Source organism: Roseimicrobium sp. ORNL1, from assembly GCF_011044495.1.
Taxonomy (GTDB): Bacteria; Verrucomicrobiota; Verrucomicrobiia; order Verrucomicrobiales; family Verrucomicrobiaceae; genus Roseimicrobium.
In genome coordinates this window covers 444769-459953 of record NZ_CP049143.1, presented here as the reverse complement: position 1 = coordinate 459953, position 15185 = coordinate 444769, and the positions used below count along the sequence as shown (strand labels likewise).

Annotated in this window: 15 protein-coding genes; 2 read left to right on the top strand and 13 right to left on the bottom strand. The window is 59.4% G+C overall.

Features of this window, described 5'->3' with window-relative positions; genetic code table 11:
- Window positions 1-9 precede the first annotated feature (9 nt).
- The 3 genes from sufB to G5S37_RS01810 are packed head-to-tail and all read right to left on the bottom strand — an operon-like array spanning window position 10 to window position 2690.
- Complete coding sequence (gene sufB / locus G5S37_RS01820; protein ID WP_165200180.1) at window positions 10-1425, bottom strand: Fe-S cluster assembly protein SufB; 1416 nt, start codon at window positions 1423-1425, stop codon at window positions 10-12.
- Window positions 1426-1451: 26 nt separating this feature from the next.
- Window positions 1452-2204 carry a Fe-S cluster assembly ATPase SufC gene (sufC, locus tag G5S37_RS01815; protein ID WP_165200178.1) on the bottom strand — a complete coding sequence of 251 codons (753 nt, stop codon included), beginning with the start codon at window positions 2202-2204 and terminating at the stop codon, window positions 1452-1454.
- 48 nt (window positions 2205-2252) lie between these two features.
- Window positions 2253-2690, bottom strand: coding sequence for a Fur family transcriptional regulator (locus tag G5S37_RS01810; RefSeq protein WP_165200176.1), 438 nt, complete (start codon window positions 2688-2690; stop codon window positions 2253-2255).
- A 173-nt stretch (window positions 2691-2863) separates the two neighbouring features.
- On the opposite strand from G5S37_RS01810, the gene G5S37_RS01805 reads away from it, so the two are divergent.
- Window positions 2864-3364, top strand: a complete 501-nt coding sequence (locus G5S37_RS01805; protein ID WP_165200174.1) for an endonuclease V — start codon at window positions 2864-2866, stop codon at window positions 3362-3364.
- A gap of 34 nt (window positions 3365-3398) precedes the next feature.
- Here G5S37_RS01805 and G5S37_RS01800 read toward each other — a convergent pair whose 3' ends face one another.
- The 10 genes from G5S37_RS01800 to G5S37_RS01755 form a co-directional block, all read right to left on the bottom strand.
- Window positions 3399-3695: a hypothetical protein gene (locus G5S37_RS01800; protein ID WP_165200172.1), complete on the bottom strand. Its 297-nt coding sequence runs from the start codon at window positions 3693-3695 to the stop codon at window positions 3399-3401.
- 177 nt (window positions 3696-3872) lie between these two features.
- Entirely contained in the window at window positions 3873-6086 is a 2214-nt protein-coding gene (locus G5S37_RS01795; RefSeq protein WP_165200170.1) for a TonB-dependent siderophore receptor, read from the bottom strand.
- Window positions 6087-6199: 113 nt separating this feature from the next.
- Window positions 6200-8386 (bottom strand): TonB-dependent siderophore receptor, encoded by a 2187-nt coding sequence (locus tag G5S37_RS01790; RefSeq protein ID WP_165200168.1) that lies wholly within the window; start codon window positions 8384-8386, stop codon window positions 6200-6202.
- A 214-nt stretch (window positions 8387-8600) separates the two neighbouring features.
- Window positions 8601-8882, bottom strand: coding sequence for a hypothetical protein (locus G5S37_RS01785; RefSeq protein ID WP_165200166.1), 282 nt, complete (start codon window positions 8880-8882; stop codon window positions 8601-8603).
- 56 nt (window positions 8883-8938) lie between these two features.
- On the bottom strand, window positions 8939-9343 hold the full coding sequence (locus tag G5S37_RS01780) for a hypothetical protein (RefSeq protein WP_165200164.1): 405 nt from the start codon (window positions 9341-9343) through the stop codon (window positions 8939-8941).
- Between the two features lie 589 nt (window positions 9344-9932).
- On the bottom strand, window positions 9933-10805 hold the full coding sequence (locus G5S37_RS01775) for a TIM barrel protein (protein ID WP_165200162.1): 873 nt from the start codon (window positions 10803-10805) through the stop codon (window positions 9933-9935).
- A 136-nt stretch (window positions 10806-10941) separates the two neighbouring features.
- Window positions 10942-11373, bottom strand: coding sequence for a hypothetical protein (locus G5S37_RS01770; RefSeq protein ID WP_165200160.1), 432 nt, complete (start codon window positions 11371-11373; stop codon window positions 10942-10944).
- Between the two features lie 12 nt (window positions 11374-11385).
- On the bottom strand, window positions 11386-11718 hold the full coding sequence (locus G5S37_RS01765) for a hypothetical protein (protein ID WP_165200158.1): 333 nt from the start codon (window positions 11716-11718) through the stop codon (window positions 11386-11388).
- 92 nt (window positions 11719-11810) lie between these two features.
- A complete protein-coding gene (locus G5S37_RS01760; RefSeq protein ID WP_165200156.1) occupies window positions 11811-13082 on the bottom strand; it encodes a PQQ-dependent sugar dehydrogenase in 1272 nt (423 codons plus the stop codon).
- A gap of 84 nt (window positions 13083-13166) precedes the next feature.
- Entirely contained in the window at window positions 13167-14762 is a 1596-nt protein-coding gene (locus G5S37_RS01755; RefSeq protein ID WP_165200154.1) for a fused MFS/spermidine synthase, read from the bottom strand.
- 114 nt (window positions 14763-14876) lie between these two features.
- On the opposite strand from G5S37_RS01755, the gene G5S37_RS01750 reads away from it, so the two are divergent.
- Window positions 14877-15185 carry a hypothetical protein gene (locus G5S37_RS01750; protein ID WP_165200152.1) on the top strand — a complete coding sequence of 103 codons (309 nt, stop codon included), beginning with the start codon at window positions 14877-14879 and terminating at the stop codon, window positions 15183-15185.

Below are 15185 nucleotides of genomic sequence, written 5' to 3'. Positions count from 1 at the left end.
TCCGCGTGGTCAGCCCACGCTGCCTTCCATTTCCAGGTCAATGAGGCGCTTCAGCTCGACGCTGTATTCCATGGGGAATTCACGCACGAGGTCATTGATGAAGCCGTTCACGGAAAGGCTCATCGCCTCCGCCTCGGAGAGACCGCGCTGCTGCATGTAGAAGAGCTGCTCCGCGCTCACCTGGCTCACGCTGGCCTCATGCTGGGTGGCATGCTGGTTGCCGCGCACGCTGATGGCGGGATAGGTGTCGGTACGGCTGCGGCTGTTGATGAGCAGCGCATCGCACTCGGTGTTGTTCTTGCAGCCCTTGAGATGTCTGGGGATGTGCACCAGACCGCGATAGGTCGAGCGACCCTGGCCGATGGAGATGGACTTGGAGATCACGTTGCTCGTGGTCTCATCCGCGGCGTGAATCATCTTCGCGCCGGTGTCCTGATGCTGGCCGGTGTTGGCCAGGGCGATGCTGATCACTTCGCCACGCGCCTTGCGACCCTTCATCACCACGCCGGGATACTTCATGGTGAGACGGCTCCCGATGTTGCAGTCGATCCAGCGGATCTCCGCGTTCTCATGGGCGAGGCCGCGCTTCGTCACGAGGTTGAAGACGTTGCTGCTCCAGTTCTGCACGGTCACGTACTGGATCTTCGCGTCCTTCATGGCCACGAGTTCCACCACCGCGCTGTGCAGCGTGGCCGTTTCGAACTTCGGCGCGGTACAGCCTTCCATGTACATGACCTCGGCGCCTTCATCCGCGATGATGAGCGTGCGCTCGAACTGGCCGAACTGCTCGCTGTTGATGCGGAAGTAAGCCTGCAAGGGATGCTTCACCTTCACACCTGGGGGGATGTAGATGAAGGAGCCACCGCTGAAGACGGCGCTGTTCAGCGCGCTGAATTTGTTGTCACCGGTCGGGATGACCTTGCCGAACCACTTGCGGAAGATTTCCGGGTACTTCTTCAGGCCCTCGGCGCTGTTCACAAAGATCACGCCCTGCTCCTCCACCGCGGCCTTGATATTGGAATAGGCCGCCTCGGAATCATACTGGGCCTCCACGCCAGCGAGGTACTTGCGCTCCTGCTCGGGAATGCCCAGACGATCGAACGTCCTTTTCACGTCTTCGGGCACATCGTCCCACGTGCGCTTGGGCTTCTGCCCGTCCGAGAGGTAATAGCGGAACTCGTCGAAGTGGATGTTCTCCAGATCCTTCGTCGCCCAGTGCGTAGGCATGGGTTTTTCATTGAAGACCTGAAGCGCCTTCTTGCGGAACTCGCGCACCCAATCGGGGTCGCCCTTCACATCGCAAATGTAGTCGACGGTCTTCTCGGAAAGGCCAAAGCCTGCATCGAACTTGTTACGCTCGGGGAACGTGAAGTCCCCAATGCTGTCGACTTTGATGTCGGCAATGTCCTCGGTCTCAGTACTCATGATGAGGGAAAAGTTGGGGGTTCTGCTCAGACCGCCTGCAGTTCGTTCGCCACGGTGTCGTAGCCATGCTCTTCAAGCTCGAGAGCAAGTTCGGGGCCGCCGCTGCGGATGATACGGCCCTCCTTCATCACATGGACGATGTCGGGCTTGATGTAGTCCAGCAGGCGCTGGTAGTGGGTGATGACGAGGAAGCCACGCTCCGCCGAGCGCATGGCGTTCACGCCACGAGAAACGATCTTGAGCGCATCGATGTCCAGGCCGCTGTCCGTCTCATCGAGCACGGCATACCTCGGCTCCAGCATCATGAGCTGCAGGATTTCATTGCGCTTCTTCTCACCGCCGGAGAAGCCTTCATTCACGCTGCGGGAGGTGAAGGTACGGCTCATCTCGAGCTGGTCCATGCGGGAGTAGAGCCTCTTGTAGAAGGCCACCGCGTCGAGCTCTTCGCCCTTGGGCAGGCGGGCCTGCAGCGCGGCGCGGATGAAGTTGGCGTTGCTCACGCCGGGAATCTCAAAGGGATACTGGAAGGCGAGGAACAATCCTGCGCGCGCCCTCTCATCCACCGGCATGGCCAGCAGGTCCTTGCCGTCCATCATGACGCTGCCGCTGTCCACCGTGTACTCCTCGTGGCCACACAGCACCTTGCTGAGCGTGCTTTTCCCCGAGCCGTTGGGTCCCATGATCGCGTGCACTTCGCCGGGTTTCACTTCGAGGGTGAATCCTTGGAGAATCTGGCGGTCAGGAATGCTGGCGTGGAGGTCTTGGATGTTCAGGCTCATTGAGAATTTGAGATTACAGATTTGAAATTGGTGGCTGGGGCCCGGTGGTCAGGCCTGTGGCTTCTTCTTGGCGCATTCGGGGCACAGGCCGCGGATGGCGACGTCCAGCTTGGTAACGCGGCTGCCCTTCGGCAGTCTCCAGAGCTTGGGCGCCTCGATCATGTCGATGGGCTGGGCGTCGGCGACGGCACCACATTGTTCGCAGTGAAAATGCACGTGATCATTCAGATTGGCGCAGAACCGGGTGGAGCTGCGTTCCAGGTTCACCTGCCGTACCAGCTTGTGTTCTACCAACGTATCCAGGCAGTTATAGACCGTGGCCAGCGAGATTCCCGGCATGCGATCCTTCGCGCGGATGAAGACATCCGTGGCCGTGGGATGGTCGTGGGAGGCACGTAATACCTCATGCACAATGCTTCGCTGCGGCGTCATGCGCAGGTCGGTCGGCATGGTGGGTTCTTCGTGGTCGGGCAGAGGAGCTTTCATGGGCAACCAGGGTGAGGAAGGTGGTTGGGATCACAGGGTACGCTCGATTGGAATGAGATCAAGAATCATTCTAATTTCGTTCGCAAAATGGAGCCAGGGCTTCATTCTGAGCGTTCACGGCTCGTGGGATTGAGCAATTCTGTGCTTGTCGACCCGCTCCTCGTTCCGAAACCATGATCGCCTTCCTCGACGTTCATTATCAGGATGATACCGCATTCGCAGCCACGGTGCTGTGCGACAGTTGGGATGCTGATCAGCCCACCGCGGAGAAGGCGGTCTGTGTGGGACAGGTTGCGGCCTACGAATCAGGGAACTTCTACAAACGGGAACTGCCTTGCCTGCTGGCGGTGATTCAGGCTATCCCCCAGCCTACCCACATCATCATCGATGGAAACGTCTGGCTGGACGACAACAAGCCAGGCCTCGGTGCCTATCTGTATGAAGCCCTGAAAAAGGAAGTGCCCGTCATCGGCATTGCCAAGACGGCCTATCGTGGCTCGACAAACGCCCAGCCAGTATTGCGCGGCACGAGTCAGCGCCCGCTGTATGTCACCGCCGCCGGCATGGACCCAATGATCGCTGCGGAGTTGGTGAAACACATGCACGGCCCCCATCGGATTCCCACATTGATCACGAAGGTGGATCAGCTTTGCCGGGCCTGCAGAGAGCTGTGAATCCCAAGCCCGCCGCAGTCGCACGCGCGAGCAGTCACTTCTCCTTCCACCAGTCATCCTTCTCCGGATGCCGATCTGGCAGCCACAGCAGGATCACGACTCCTATCGGGCAGAAGAATCCAAGCAATCCCCATGGCCACGCATAACCCATGCCCCGGCAATACCGGCACCAGCCGACTAAATACACGGTCAGTCCGACAAGGTGGCCCGCCATGCGCCATGGAGGCAGGTCTGACCAGTTGCCCGTATCAGTCGGCCACGTGCTGAGAACGATGATGCTGAATCCGATCGCAATCAGGTAGGTGCACGTGGTCTTGGTACCGGCAATCATCCGAAAGTCCTCACTTGAGATTGCTCCAGAGACTGCCAAAGCCATTTCAAAGGAGCAAGAACCTTTTCAGCTTCACAAGTCTCCTTCCCAAATAACAAGCCTGGGGCAGGTGTTTCCACCTGCCCCAGGTCACCAACCGACTGGGATACACTGACACTGAAATGAAACTATCCTGACCTAGAACTTCCAGGTCACACTGGCGCTCACGTTGAAGGGCTCGCCGGGGAGCACGTAGAGTTCGTCGTAAGAACCGACGAAGTGGCGCTTGTCGAACACGTTGTTGAAGTTCACCTGGACGCGGTAGTTCTCGCGCTCATAGAAGAGGGCGGTGTCCACCAGGCCATAGCTGGGAAGGTTGAACGTGTTGTACGTGTCGCCGGACTGGGCGCTGTAGTAGCGGCCGCCCACGCCCACGCCGAAGCCCTTGAGCGGACCATCCTGCACGGTGTACTTCAGCCACGCGGTGACGGTGTGATCCGGCACGCCGAGCAGCGGGGTTCCCACGGGGATGTCGTTGTCCTCGGTCACTTCCGCATCGATGTACGAATACGCCGCGATCAACTGCAGGCCGGGCAGCAGCTCGGCGGCGGTTTCGAATTCGAAGCCACGGCTGCGCTGTTCACCGCTCACGGTCGCGTCAAACGGATCCGCCGTGGAGAGGTTGCTGGTGGCCACGTTCTCACGCGTGAGGTGGAACACGGAGATCATGCCGGTAAGGCGACCATCCAGCAGATCATACTTCACGCCACCTTCCCAGTTCACGCCTTCTTCCGGAGCGATGGGTGCGCCGGTTTCATCACGGGAGGACCACTGTGGGCGGTAGGAACGGCTGTAGTTCGCATAGGCGGCGACGCCGGGAACGAACTCATACGTGATGCCCGCCTTGGGTGTGAAGGCATCATCCGTGGCATCCACCGGCGTGCTGCCGTAGGAACCGGAGTCCTTCAACCAAAGATACTCATAACGGCCGCCGACGGTGAGGGTCAGCTTGTCCGTGAGCTTCATGTGGTCCTGCAGGTAGATGCCCACGTTGTGCTCATTCGCCTCGAAGGAACCGGGGATGGTCGGCTGCGGGATGGAAATGTTGTAGTTCGGCCTGAAGAGATCGAGGGCCACGTACGAACCGGGGAAATCGTCGTAGTCGATCTCGGTGTAGCGGGCCTTCTGGTTCGAGTAGTAGTAGTCCGTGCCGAGGGTCACGGAGTGCTTGATGGATCCCGTGTCGAAGAGGAAGTCCACCGCGGTGTCCACCATGAAGCGCTGGTACAGGCCGCGATTGTAGTCGTAGGGATTCGCATAGAGCGTGCGCAGGTCATCATCGAGCACGGCATTGTACAGGATGTCATTCCAATGCTGCTCCACGCGGTAGTACGCGAGGTTCTGACGCATCGAGAGCGAGTCATTGAAGCGATGCTTGAACTCATACCCGAGACGCAGGGTATCGAGGTTGATCTGGCCGGATTTTCCGGGAACGCCGATGAAACGGCTCACGGGAATCTCTCCATGGGGATTCGGCAGCACCGTGCCACGCGCCGGAAGCGGCATGGAGAACAAGCCATCGTCCCTCAAGTAGCTCGTGAGGAAAGTGAGCGAAGTGTCATCACCCCATTCAAACGTCAGCGACGGAGCGATGAAGATGCGCTCGTAGTCGTAGTAGTCGACGAAGGAACCCTTGTCGCGATAGAGCGCGGCGAGGCGGAAGTAGATGCCGAGATCATCGCTGGTAGAAACGGCGATGGGCTGCACCGCCTTCGCACCTTTTCCAGCGGGAGTCGGCGTGAGGGCAGGCCCGGGAGTGAGCAACGGCACATTGATGTCGATGGTGCCTTCATAATAATCCCACATGCCGCCGGTGAACCCTACTTCGCCGCCGAACTCACGGCGCGGACGCTTGCTCACCATGTTCACGATGCCACCGAGAGGCCCCTGGCCGTACAAGGTGGAGGCAGGTCCCTTGATCACTTCCACACGCTCGAGGCCGAACGTTTCCGCGCCAATGCCATCGTAGTCACCGCGCAGGCCATCCTGATAGGTGGTGAAGGCCGCATCAAAGCCACGGATACGGTAGTAGTCCCACTCGGAGTAGTAGCCGCCCGGGGTCACGCCTGCGACGTTCTTGATGATATCACCCAGGTCGCGCGCTGCCTGGTCCTTGATGACGGCACCCGTCACCACGGAGATGGCCTGGGGCGTTTCCAGCAACGGGGTGTCCGTCTTGAGACCGCTCACCGTGCTGACGGGAGCACTGTAAGTGGCGGCTTCTGCATCTGCCGTCACAGTGACGGGTGGGAGAATCTGCCCGCCTGCAGGAGCGGGGGCAGCGGTGTTCTGGGCGTGTACGACACTTCCCATCAAGAGAAGGCTGGCGCAGCCGAGTGGTGTTAGTTTCATGGTTGTCGTGGGGAGTGGGAAAACGAATTGGGCACCCGTAGAAAAAACACGTGGCAGACGTTTCCGCCTGCCACGTGCCACCTACCAATTGATGCACTGCATGTTTAAGAGCATCAAAACTTCCAGGTCACGCTGGCGCTCACGTTGAAGGGCTCACCGGGGAGGACGTAGAGATCGTCGTAGGAGCCAGTGAAGTGGCGCTTGTCTGTGATGTTGTTGAAGTTCACCTGAATGCGGTAGTTCTCGCGCTCATAGAAGAGAGCCGCGTCGAGCAGGGCATAGGAAGGGATGGTGAAGGTGTCATTGACGTCACCCGCCTTGTCCCCAACGTAAGTGCCACCGACACCGACGCCGAAGCCCTTGAGCGGGCCGTCCTGCACAGTGTACTTCAGCCAGGCGCTGGCGGCGTGTTCCGGCACACCCTGCAGGCGCGTGCCCACGGGAATGTCGTTGTCCTCCGTCACCTCGGTATCGAGGTAGGTGTAGGCGGCGATGAAGTCGAGACCAGGAGCGAGCTCGGCGCCGATTTCGAATTCCACGCCACGGGAGCGCTGCTCACCGGCAACCGTCGAGTCGAACGGATCAGGCGTCGAGAGATTCGAGGTGGCGACGTTCTCACGCGTCAGTTGGAACACGGAGATCATGCCGGTGATGCGGCCTTCAGCCAGGTTGTACTTCACACCGGCTTCCCAGTTTTCGCCTTCTTCGGGATCCACCGGCCTGCCGGAGGAGTCCGTGCTGAAGGACTGCGGCTGGAAGGAACGGCTGTAATTCGCATAGGCGGCGACGCCGGGAACGAACTCATACGTCACGCCCACCTTCGGAGTGAAGGCTTCCTGGCGATCATCCACCGCCCAGTGCAAGTCATAGCGACCACCAAAGGTCAGGGTCAGCTGATCCGTGAGCTTCGCGTGATCCTGGAAGTAGAAGCCGAGGGAGTCCGTGTCATCCTCGTCATACGACTTGAAGGAGGGCTTCACGAGGTTGTGATACGAGGGACGGAACAGGTCGATGGCGACGTACGAACCGGGGAAGTCATCGTAGTTGATCTGCGTCGCCGAGTTCTCATAGGCTTCGCGGAAGTAATCCACACCCACCATGAGCGTGTGCTCGATAGGACCGGTCTCGAACTTGATGTCGAGCGCGGTGTCCACCGCGAAGCGGTTGTTCTGGTCATCGTAGATGTAGGGATACACGTAGAGCGTGCGGCCGTCCCCGCTCAGTGAGCTGGGATACATGATCGAGTTCCACTTCTGGTCGATGTAGGTGTAAGCCAAGTTCTGGCGCAGAGTCACCGCATCGTTGAAGTTGTGGCGGAACTGGTAACCGATGCGATAGATCGACTGCTCGATTTCATTCGAGTGGCCGGGGTAGCCAATGAAGCGGCTGATGTCGATGTTCCCGTTCGGATTGCTACGCACCGTGCCGGAGGCCGGCAGCGGCATGCCCACGATGTTATTGTCATGGGTGTAGTCAGCCAGGAAGGTGATGGAGGTGTCCGGGCTGATGTCCCACGTCAGCGAGGGAGCCACGTAGACGCGCTCGGCATCCGCGTAGTCCACGAAGGAGCCCTGGTTGCGATAGAGGCCGACCAGGCGTGCATACACGCCGGTGTCCGAGCCGGGGCTGCCGACCACGACGTTCTTGGCACCCTTACCGGAAGCCTGCACAGGCGCCACGGGAGTGACGAGGGGGATGTTCACATCGAAGAAACCCTCGTAGTGATCCCACATGCCGCCGGCCACGCCGACTTCACCGGAGAAACCACGGTCACGGGAGGGTTTCTTGCTGACCAGGTTGATCAGACCACCCAGAGGGCCTTGTCCGTACAGGGTGGAGGCCGGGCCTTTCACCACTTCCACGCGCTCCACGCCGTAGAGCTCGGAGTTCAGGCCGTAGTCGCCCTTCAATCCGTCGCGATAGGTCTCGAAGGAGGCGTCAAAGCCACGCAGGCGGTAGTAGTCCCAGTCCTGGTAGTAGCCACCGGGTGTCACACCGGCCACGTTGCGCAGGATCTTTTCCAGCTTGGGCACGCCCTGATCTTTGATGGCAGCCTCGGAAATGACGGAAATCGCCTGGGGAGTCTGCAGAAGAGGCACGTCCATCTTCAGGCCGCCAGTGTTGGAAACAGGCGCGCTGTAGGGGGTGACCGCGTCCGCTGTGACGGTCACAGGGGCGAGGGTAACTCCGCCACCCGTGGGAGCAGGTGCAGGAGCGGGAGCGGTGGTCTGGGAGAAGGCGGCGGTGGTCCCGAGCACAAGCAGGGACGCAGCAGCGCAGCTTCGACGTCTGAGGGTCATTGGAGGGTGTGTTGTTGTTGGTTGGATGCCAGCCCAGCGGCTGCCCTGAAGACAGGGCTAAAGGGAGTACCGCACGGGGCGTTCGTTTTAGTGCGACTGTGTCTCACCTGCAATACATAAATGAGATTGAGTCTGACCTGCAATTGCTGCGCAAAAAGAGCGGCAGCCGTTCAGGGCTGCCGCTACACACACTGCTGATGGAAAACCGGGAGACTTACTTTACGCGGATGATGACCGCGCTCACGTCATCCAAGCTGATGACCGCGTCATAGAATTCCTGGCCGGTCAGCTCGGAGATGTGCACCGCCTTCTCACCGACGGCAGCGACCTTGCCGGAGAGCTTCTCGCCGGACTTCAGTCGGATTTCCGCCTTCTGGCCTTCATTGCGCTTGAGCACCGTGGCGGGCGTGTCGGAGGGGGTGAAACCAATCTTGTCTTCGGCAACGGCAGAGGCAGCGAGGGTGGTCATGAGGGCGAGGATGGTAAGAGCTTTCATGTCTGTTCTGATTTGGGATGTGGATGTGATTTGTTTCTTGGAAGGTGAAATGAGAGTTACTTCACTTCAAATTTGATGGTGGCGGTGTTCTCGCCGGAGGAGATGCTCAGGAGGTACTTGCCCGGGGACAGTTTCTGTTTGTCCATGGTCTGGTCAAGTTTTCCAGCATTCGTACCCTGGAGAATGATGATGGCAGTCTGGGCGGACTGGTCCGGGGTTACGCCGTCGGCAGCGGTCTTGTGCACATTGATGATGGTCATCTCCGCCTTGTTGCCAATGGAGATGCCAGCATCTGCAGCCACAGGCTTTTCGATCTGCGCGAAGGGTTCACCGGCTTTGTGGGTCGCGGCTTGATCGCCAACCTTCACTTCAAAGGGCAGCGGGCCTTCAGCGGCGGCGGTACCGATGCTGCTTCCAGCAAGGATGAGGATGGCGAGGGTTTTGAGGAGGGAATGCTTCATGGTTTGGACTGATTGCATTTGAAGTGGCAGGCGATTGTGACGCAAATGACAAAAACTTTTCGCCATGGAAACTTGGCGGGCGATGCGGACAGTCCATCACGTCAGAGCGAGCGCAGGAAGACGGTGCCTCATTGAGGCATGTGCAATGAGCTGCTTTGGCGACTACTGCTACGATACGCTCATGAGCTTCCGCATTGCGCCCTGAAGGGGCGAAGGAGCCAAGCCCAGGGTTAGGGAGCCTTGGCGACCGACACCCTGGGTGGGCATGGAAAGAGATACCGCCCTGAAGGGGCGGAGGAGAGCAATCTATCCAGTTTGTCGTCTGAAACCATGGTGCCCGTTCCTCCACCCTTTCAGGGTGGCATGGATTTCACATCCTACCCAGAGTGTCGGTCGCTAAGGCTCCCTAGCTCTGAGCTGGGCTCCTGCTGCCCTTCAGGCAGCAACTTCGGTATGCGGTCGAAGCAGTAAGACAGCGACGATATCTGTCAGCCTATTCTCCAAGCCTGAAAAACAAAACGCCGTGACGCGAGGCGCCACGGCGTTTTCAATTTGAAATCAGTCCTTGGGGAAAGGCCTGGAGAGGAGACTACTTGTTCTTCTCGCCCCAGTTCTTCACGAACTCGATGCAGGTCTTGATGTCGGGGACGTTGTCTTCCCACTTGTTCTCATACTCCACGGAGATGTTGCCATCGAAGCCCTGGGCCTTGAGTTCGGCAAGGCAGCCCGCGATGTCGCTCACACCGGTGCCGTACACGATGTCCGGCTTCTTCTCACCGATGGCTTCACGATCCTTGAGGTGGCTGCTGATGATGCGGCCCTTGAGGATCTTCAGGCACTCAATCGGCTTGAGGCCGCTGGTCTGCCAGTGGCCGGTGTCCGCGCAGGCGCCGATGCGGGGGTCGCGATCCTTCACGAGCTTGGCCACAAAGTTCGGGTCCCAGAGTTCATAGCTGCGATCCAGCGGACGCTTGGCGTGCTCATGGTAGCCCACCTTGATGTCGAACTCCTTCACCAGCTTCTCGATGACGTCGATGTTCTTCACGTCTTCGGTGGTGATCGCGTAGAGGTTCAGCTTCTTCGCGAATTCGAAGATCTTGCGCCACTCGGCTTCGTCCTTGCCGCCGACCACGCCGTAGTTCACGGCGGTCACATCATGCTGCTTCAGCTTGGCCTGGAGAGCGGCGAAGTCTTCATCACTCATGGTGTGATGCAGCTTGGAGTCGGGCTTGTCCTTGCTCAGCTTCTGGCCGGGATAGAACTCAATGCACTTCGCGCCGGCAGCGGCGGCCTTTTCCACAGCCTCAAACGCGGTGAAGCGGTTGAAGGAGTAGGCCTGCGGTCCGATGGCGAAGCCGCCCTGCTTGACGGTGTCGGGGACGGGGTTGGCGGCGAAGACACCAACAGCCAGGGCGAGCGAGCCCAGCGCGGCGAACGAAAGGAGACGTGGCGATAATTTCATGGGCCAGAAGAGCACCACCGGGAGCGGTGATTGTCAAGATGGCGATGTCTCCCGGAGGAGAACTCTAGCTGAAAGAAACTGCGGAATCGCAACGCTGAATGCTCGCCTCGTCTCCATCGCCATCATCAGGGGCCACTCACTCCGCCGACTCCGGCATTTTCACTCCGTTCTCGACCAAGTACGCCAGGACTTCCGGACGCACGTGGGGAGGCACGTACACTTCGCGTCCACTGTGCCGGGACATGATTTTGAGCATGCACTTGTCTCCCATGCGTTCGTTGGGTGCGATGGCGAGCCCGTCAAACCGGAAGAAGAGTTCGTTCCCCCGCCTGAGTGGAACGCCGATGCCATCCGGATAGAACCTGATCTCTTCACAGCTGATATTGATCCAGCCCACGCTCACGGACCAGACCTCATCCACGCTGCGGAGGAAGTCCGGCGGAAGCTTGCGGATGACCCCTCCTGCTTTCCGTGCCGCGTATCTGATGAGGAGAGGTCCGGATGCCAACACCGCAGCGATGAAAGCAAACCCTCCAAACCAGATGATATAAAACGTTGTCCGCGTCATAGCCCCCGCGCGTTACTTCGCTTCCTGATCTGCATCCTTCTCCGCCGAATACACCAGCAGTCGCGTGGGCAGTGGGGAAAGGGTCCAGCGCAGCCAACCAATGCGGAAGCACTCGCCCACTTCCAGCTTGCAGGTGGCGTCCGTCCCCGTGTGCTCCCTGGTCTGCTCCATCATCCCGAGGATCTTTGGATCATTCATCATCTCCTCTTTGGCGACGTTGCCCGCTTCCTCCTCATCGTGCGCCATCACGCGCTTCACGGTGAGAAAGCCAATGATGGGATCCTGGCCTTTTTCAGGCACGTGGAATCCGCTCGCGTGGATGATGAGTTGGAAGCGCTGAAGCATGGACAGAGGAGATGCGGGCAAAACGAATGCAGCCCTCATGCTACCGCATGCCGCGGATAGGGAAACCACGAATCCTATACTGTGCGTATGCCCTACTCCCCCGCCGCGGGAATGAGCGTGTACACATTCCCCTCCTGGGACATGATGATGATTTCACCGCTCACATCTTCGGAAATCATGGTCGGATTGAAGGGAGTCTCAGCATTTTCCGGTCTGCGGTACAGCGCGAAACGCTCCTGCACCGTCCCCGAGTCCGGTTCGTAACGCAGTGCGGACAGTGTGCCGAATCCCCAGTCACCGTAGATGTAGCACCCTTCCAGCTTGGGGAGCCGCTCACCACGGTACACGAATCCACCGGTGATGCTCACGCCTTCGGAGTGCATGTACGCGTAGACAGGCTCCTCATACTTGCGATCCGGCAGGAAAGGCGTGGCGTGGAAGTTTGCCTGCTTCGGGCCCTCGCGATCGCTCCAGCCGTAGTTCCGGCCTTTCTTGATCAGGTTCACCTCTTCCCAGATGTCCTGTCCCACGTCCGCCAGCCAGAGATGACCCGTGACGCGGTCAAAGGCGAAGCCCCACGGGTTGCGCAGACCCAGTGCCCAGATTTCAGGACGCCACTCCTGCTTGTCCGCAAAGGGATTGTCCTTCGGGATGCCATACGGGAGATTGCCGGTGCGCTCATCCACATCGATGCGGAGCAGCTTGCCATTCAGTGAAAATGGATTCTGCGCGAGGCGATAGGGTTCGTCACGCATGCCACCATCGCCGATGGCGATGTAGAGTTTATCGTCGGGACCAAAGGCCAGCCCGCCGGCGAAGTGATTCGCCATGATGTGTGGCAGCTCCAGCAGCACACGCTCGGTGCCAGGATCCGCCTGCAGGGGATTCCCCTCCATCACGCGCATCTCGCTGATGACCGTGCGACGCGGCTCCACGGCGGAGTACGAGATGTAGAACTTCCCATTCTGCGCGAAGTCCGGATGGAAGGCCATGCCATGAAAACCTTCCTCGAAGAGGATGACGTTTTTCAACTGCTCGCGGAAATCCAGGAACCGCTCCGGCGTGCCCAGGATCTCATCCTGCGGGAGCACCCAGACCTCGCCGCGCTGCTGCATGATCACATGCCGTGGCTCAGGCAGGGGCGCCACTGTCATGGCCACCGGTGAATCAAAACGCTGCTTCACGTACAGTCGCTGCAGGCGGTAGTGCCTCGCCGCGTCCGTCAGCGGAATCTCGACTGGCACTTCCGCATCCTCCCCAGGAATCGGATTCGCCGTCACCACTGCGGTGGCACCCAACATCAGGGCGGCGAACCAGCCGACTCCAACAACTCTCCTGACCGCGGTAGTGGTGGCGGGGATCATGCGCCTTTCTCAGCGATCCTCATGCCATGGTAAAGAGAGGATCCAGCAGGCGCTTTTCTTTTTGAGTAGAACGAATCACAGCTGTCACTCGGCGTTGCTCCAGCGGAGCAACTGCCGTGCAACGATTGCTTCCACCGGATTCAGATCATCGGTAAGAATCGGCCCCTCAATCGGAAGCTGGCGCTCAAGCAGTCTCCGGACGACCATGCGCGACTCAATACTGCCTGGGGTGCGATACTTGTCCTCCAGCCACGGCTTCCAGCTTTGCTTCGAGCCCAGCAGGATGAGGTTTTGCATGTCCGTACCGCCGCCCACAGCGAAAACCTCCACGTGCGGGAATACTTTTCGCAGTGTGCCCATGATGGCCGAGAGCAGCTCAGCTTTCTCGCCCTGGGATGCCGAGATGACGTTCATGAGAAATACACCGTTGGGGCTCAGGTTCGATTTCACCTCTTCGAAGAACTCACGTGTCACGAGGTGGGAAGGAATGTGCTGCCGCCCGCTATAGGCATCACCAAAGATGAGGTCATAGTTCCCCTCGCTTGCGCGCAGGTAGCGGCGCGCATCGCTGGCGTGCGCGTGGACATTGGGATGCTCGTCGAGCTTGAAGAACCGGCGCCCCACACTGATGACGGCGGGATCGATTTCCACGACATCCACATGGGAACCAGGCACCACGCGTGACACTTCTTCCGGCATGCCAAAGGCTCCGGCGCCGATGAAGAGCGCGCGATGGATTTTGAGGTCCTCATTCAAAAGAGCGAGCCTCCAGAAGTGCTGGTAGTCGAGGATGAGCGAGCCATCGGAGACGCGCATGCCGCCCTCCATGGTGTTATCCAGCTTGAGCAGGCGCGCTCCGGGGAAGTTCTTCGGCTCCTCCACGGTGATCTGGTGGTAGAAGGAGGTTTCGCGGTGAACGACTTCGGCAGACACCGGCGCCTCCACGAAGAATCCGATCAAGCCAGCAACCGCAATGACTGCGCTCGCCCCCGCTTGGTGGAGAGCTGGCTTGCGCGCCATCCAGAAGGCAATGAGGGCAAGCACGAGCAGCAGTGCACCCGTGCCGATGAAAATGGCCTTCACACCAAAGGCGGATAACAGGAAGAAGCCCGAGAGGAAAGTCCCCACGAAACTGCCCAGTGAGCCCAGCATGCTGATGACCCCAGCCGCATGGCCCACCTGACGATCCTGATTCACCATGCTGTAGAAACGCACGCTCGCCGGAGACACCGCCCCAAGAAGGATGGCGGGCAGGGCGAACAGAAACAGCGAGATAAACACGGGCCCTGCAATGAGCCCCTTGGTGGAGATTTCCGGTGAGAACCAGGTGGCGAACGCGGGGATGAGCATGGTAAGCACGGCGGCACCCGCCAGCAGCTTGGCCAGAAGATCCACGCGGCCAATCTTGTCCGCCAGCACCCCGCCCAACCAGGCGCCACCGCTCAGGGCGATGAGCACCACGCCGATGAGCGCCGTCCACGTGTAGATGCTGTTCCCAAAGTAAGGCGCAAGGAGGCGGTTCGCGCTGATCTCGATGACCATGACGGAGGCACCCGAAAGAAAGCAGATGATGGCCAGCAGCCAGTGGGTGACGCGGGCGTCCGAAGGCGAGGCACTCGGAGACACGTCAGGAGCGGACGAGCTCTCAGCGGCGGACTTTTTGGAGGTGGGCTTGGACATGGGGCCAGATTTCTAGACGCAATTCCACCGGGCGGGAAGGGCCAATTTGTGAGTTCCGCGGCAGGCTGGATTCGAATTGCTCTCACCGGACGACATGGCGAGTATTGGATGAGGATGGAAACTCTTGCTTACCTGTTCACCGTCACCGATCGATTTCATATTCAGGGTCGCGGTGTCGTAGTCGTGCCGGGCATTCCTTGGACCGAGGGGATACCCACCGTACGGAAAGGCGACCCGCTGCTCCTTCGGACACCACTCGGAGAGGCTATCCGAACAAAGATTCAAGAGCTTGAGATGATCCACTATCAACCCGACGCGAAGAGGCTTGAGGCCACTCCAATCTCGTTTCCGAAGGACATTCACGTATTCGACATTCCCATCGGTACCGAGGTCTATCTTGATACGACGTCCACTTCCCAGTGA

Coding starts and splice junctions, on each gene's coding strand:
- sufB (WP_165200180.1), bottom strand. CDS start 1,425: ATGAGTACTGAGACCGAGGACATTGCCGACATCAAAGTCGACAGCATT.
- sufC (WP_165200178.1), bottom strand. CDS start 2,204: ATGAGCCTGAACATCCAAGACCTCCACGCCAGCATTCCTGACCGCCAG.
- G5S37_RS01810 (WP_165200176.1), bottom strand. CDS start 2,690: ATGAAAGCTCCTCTGCCCGACCACGAAGAACCCACCATGCCGACCGAC.
- G5S37_RS01805 (WP_165200174.1), top strand. CDS start 2,864: ATGATCGCCTTCCTCGACGTTCATTATCAGGATGATACCGCATTCGCA.
- G5S37_RS01800 (WP_165200172.1), bottom strand. CDS start 3,695: ATGATTGCCGGTACCAAGACCACGTGCACCTACCTGATTGCGATCGGA.
- G5S37_RS01795 (WP_165200170.1), bottom strand. CDS start 6,086: ATGAAACTAACACCACTCGGCTGCGCCAGCCTTCTCTTGATGGGAAGT.
- G5S37_RS01790 (WP_165200168.1), bottom strand. CDS start 8,386: ATGACCCTCAGACGTCGAAGCTGCGCTGCTGCGTCCCTGCTTGTGCTC.
- G5S37_RS01785 (WP_165200166.1), bottom strand. CDS start 8,882: ATGAAAGCTCTTACCATCCTCGCCCTCATGACCACCCTCGCTGCCTCT.
- G5S37_RS01780 (WP_165200164.1), bottom strand. CDS start 9,343: ATGAAGCATTCCCTCCTCAAAACCCTCGCCATCCTCATCCTTGCTGGA.
- G5S37_RS01775 (WP_165200162.1), bottom strand. CDS start 10,805: ATGAAATTATCGCCACGTCTCCTTTCGTTCGCCGCGCTGGGCTCGCTC.
- G5S37_RS01770 (WP_165200160.1), bottom strand. CDS start 11,373: ATGACGCGGACAACGTTTTATATCATCTGGTTTGGAGGGTTTGCTTTC.
- G5S37_RS01765 (WP_165200158.1), bottom strand. CDS start 11,718: ATGCTTCAGCGCTTCCAACTCATCATCCACGCGAGCGGATTCCACGTG.
- G5S37_RS01760 (WP_165200156.1), bottom strand. CDS start 13,082: ATGATCCCCGCCACCACTACCGCGGTCAGGAGAGTTGTTGGAGTCGGC.
- G5S37_RS01755 (WP_165200154.1), bottom strand. CDS start 14,762: ATGTCCAAGCCCACCTCCAAAAAGTCCGCCGCTGAGAGCTCGTCCGCT.
- G5S37_RS01750 (WP_165200152.1), top strand. CDS start 14,877: ATGGAAACTCTTGCTTACCTGTTCACCGTCACCGATCGATTTCATATT.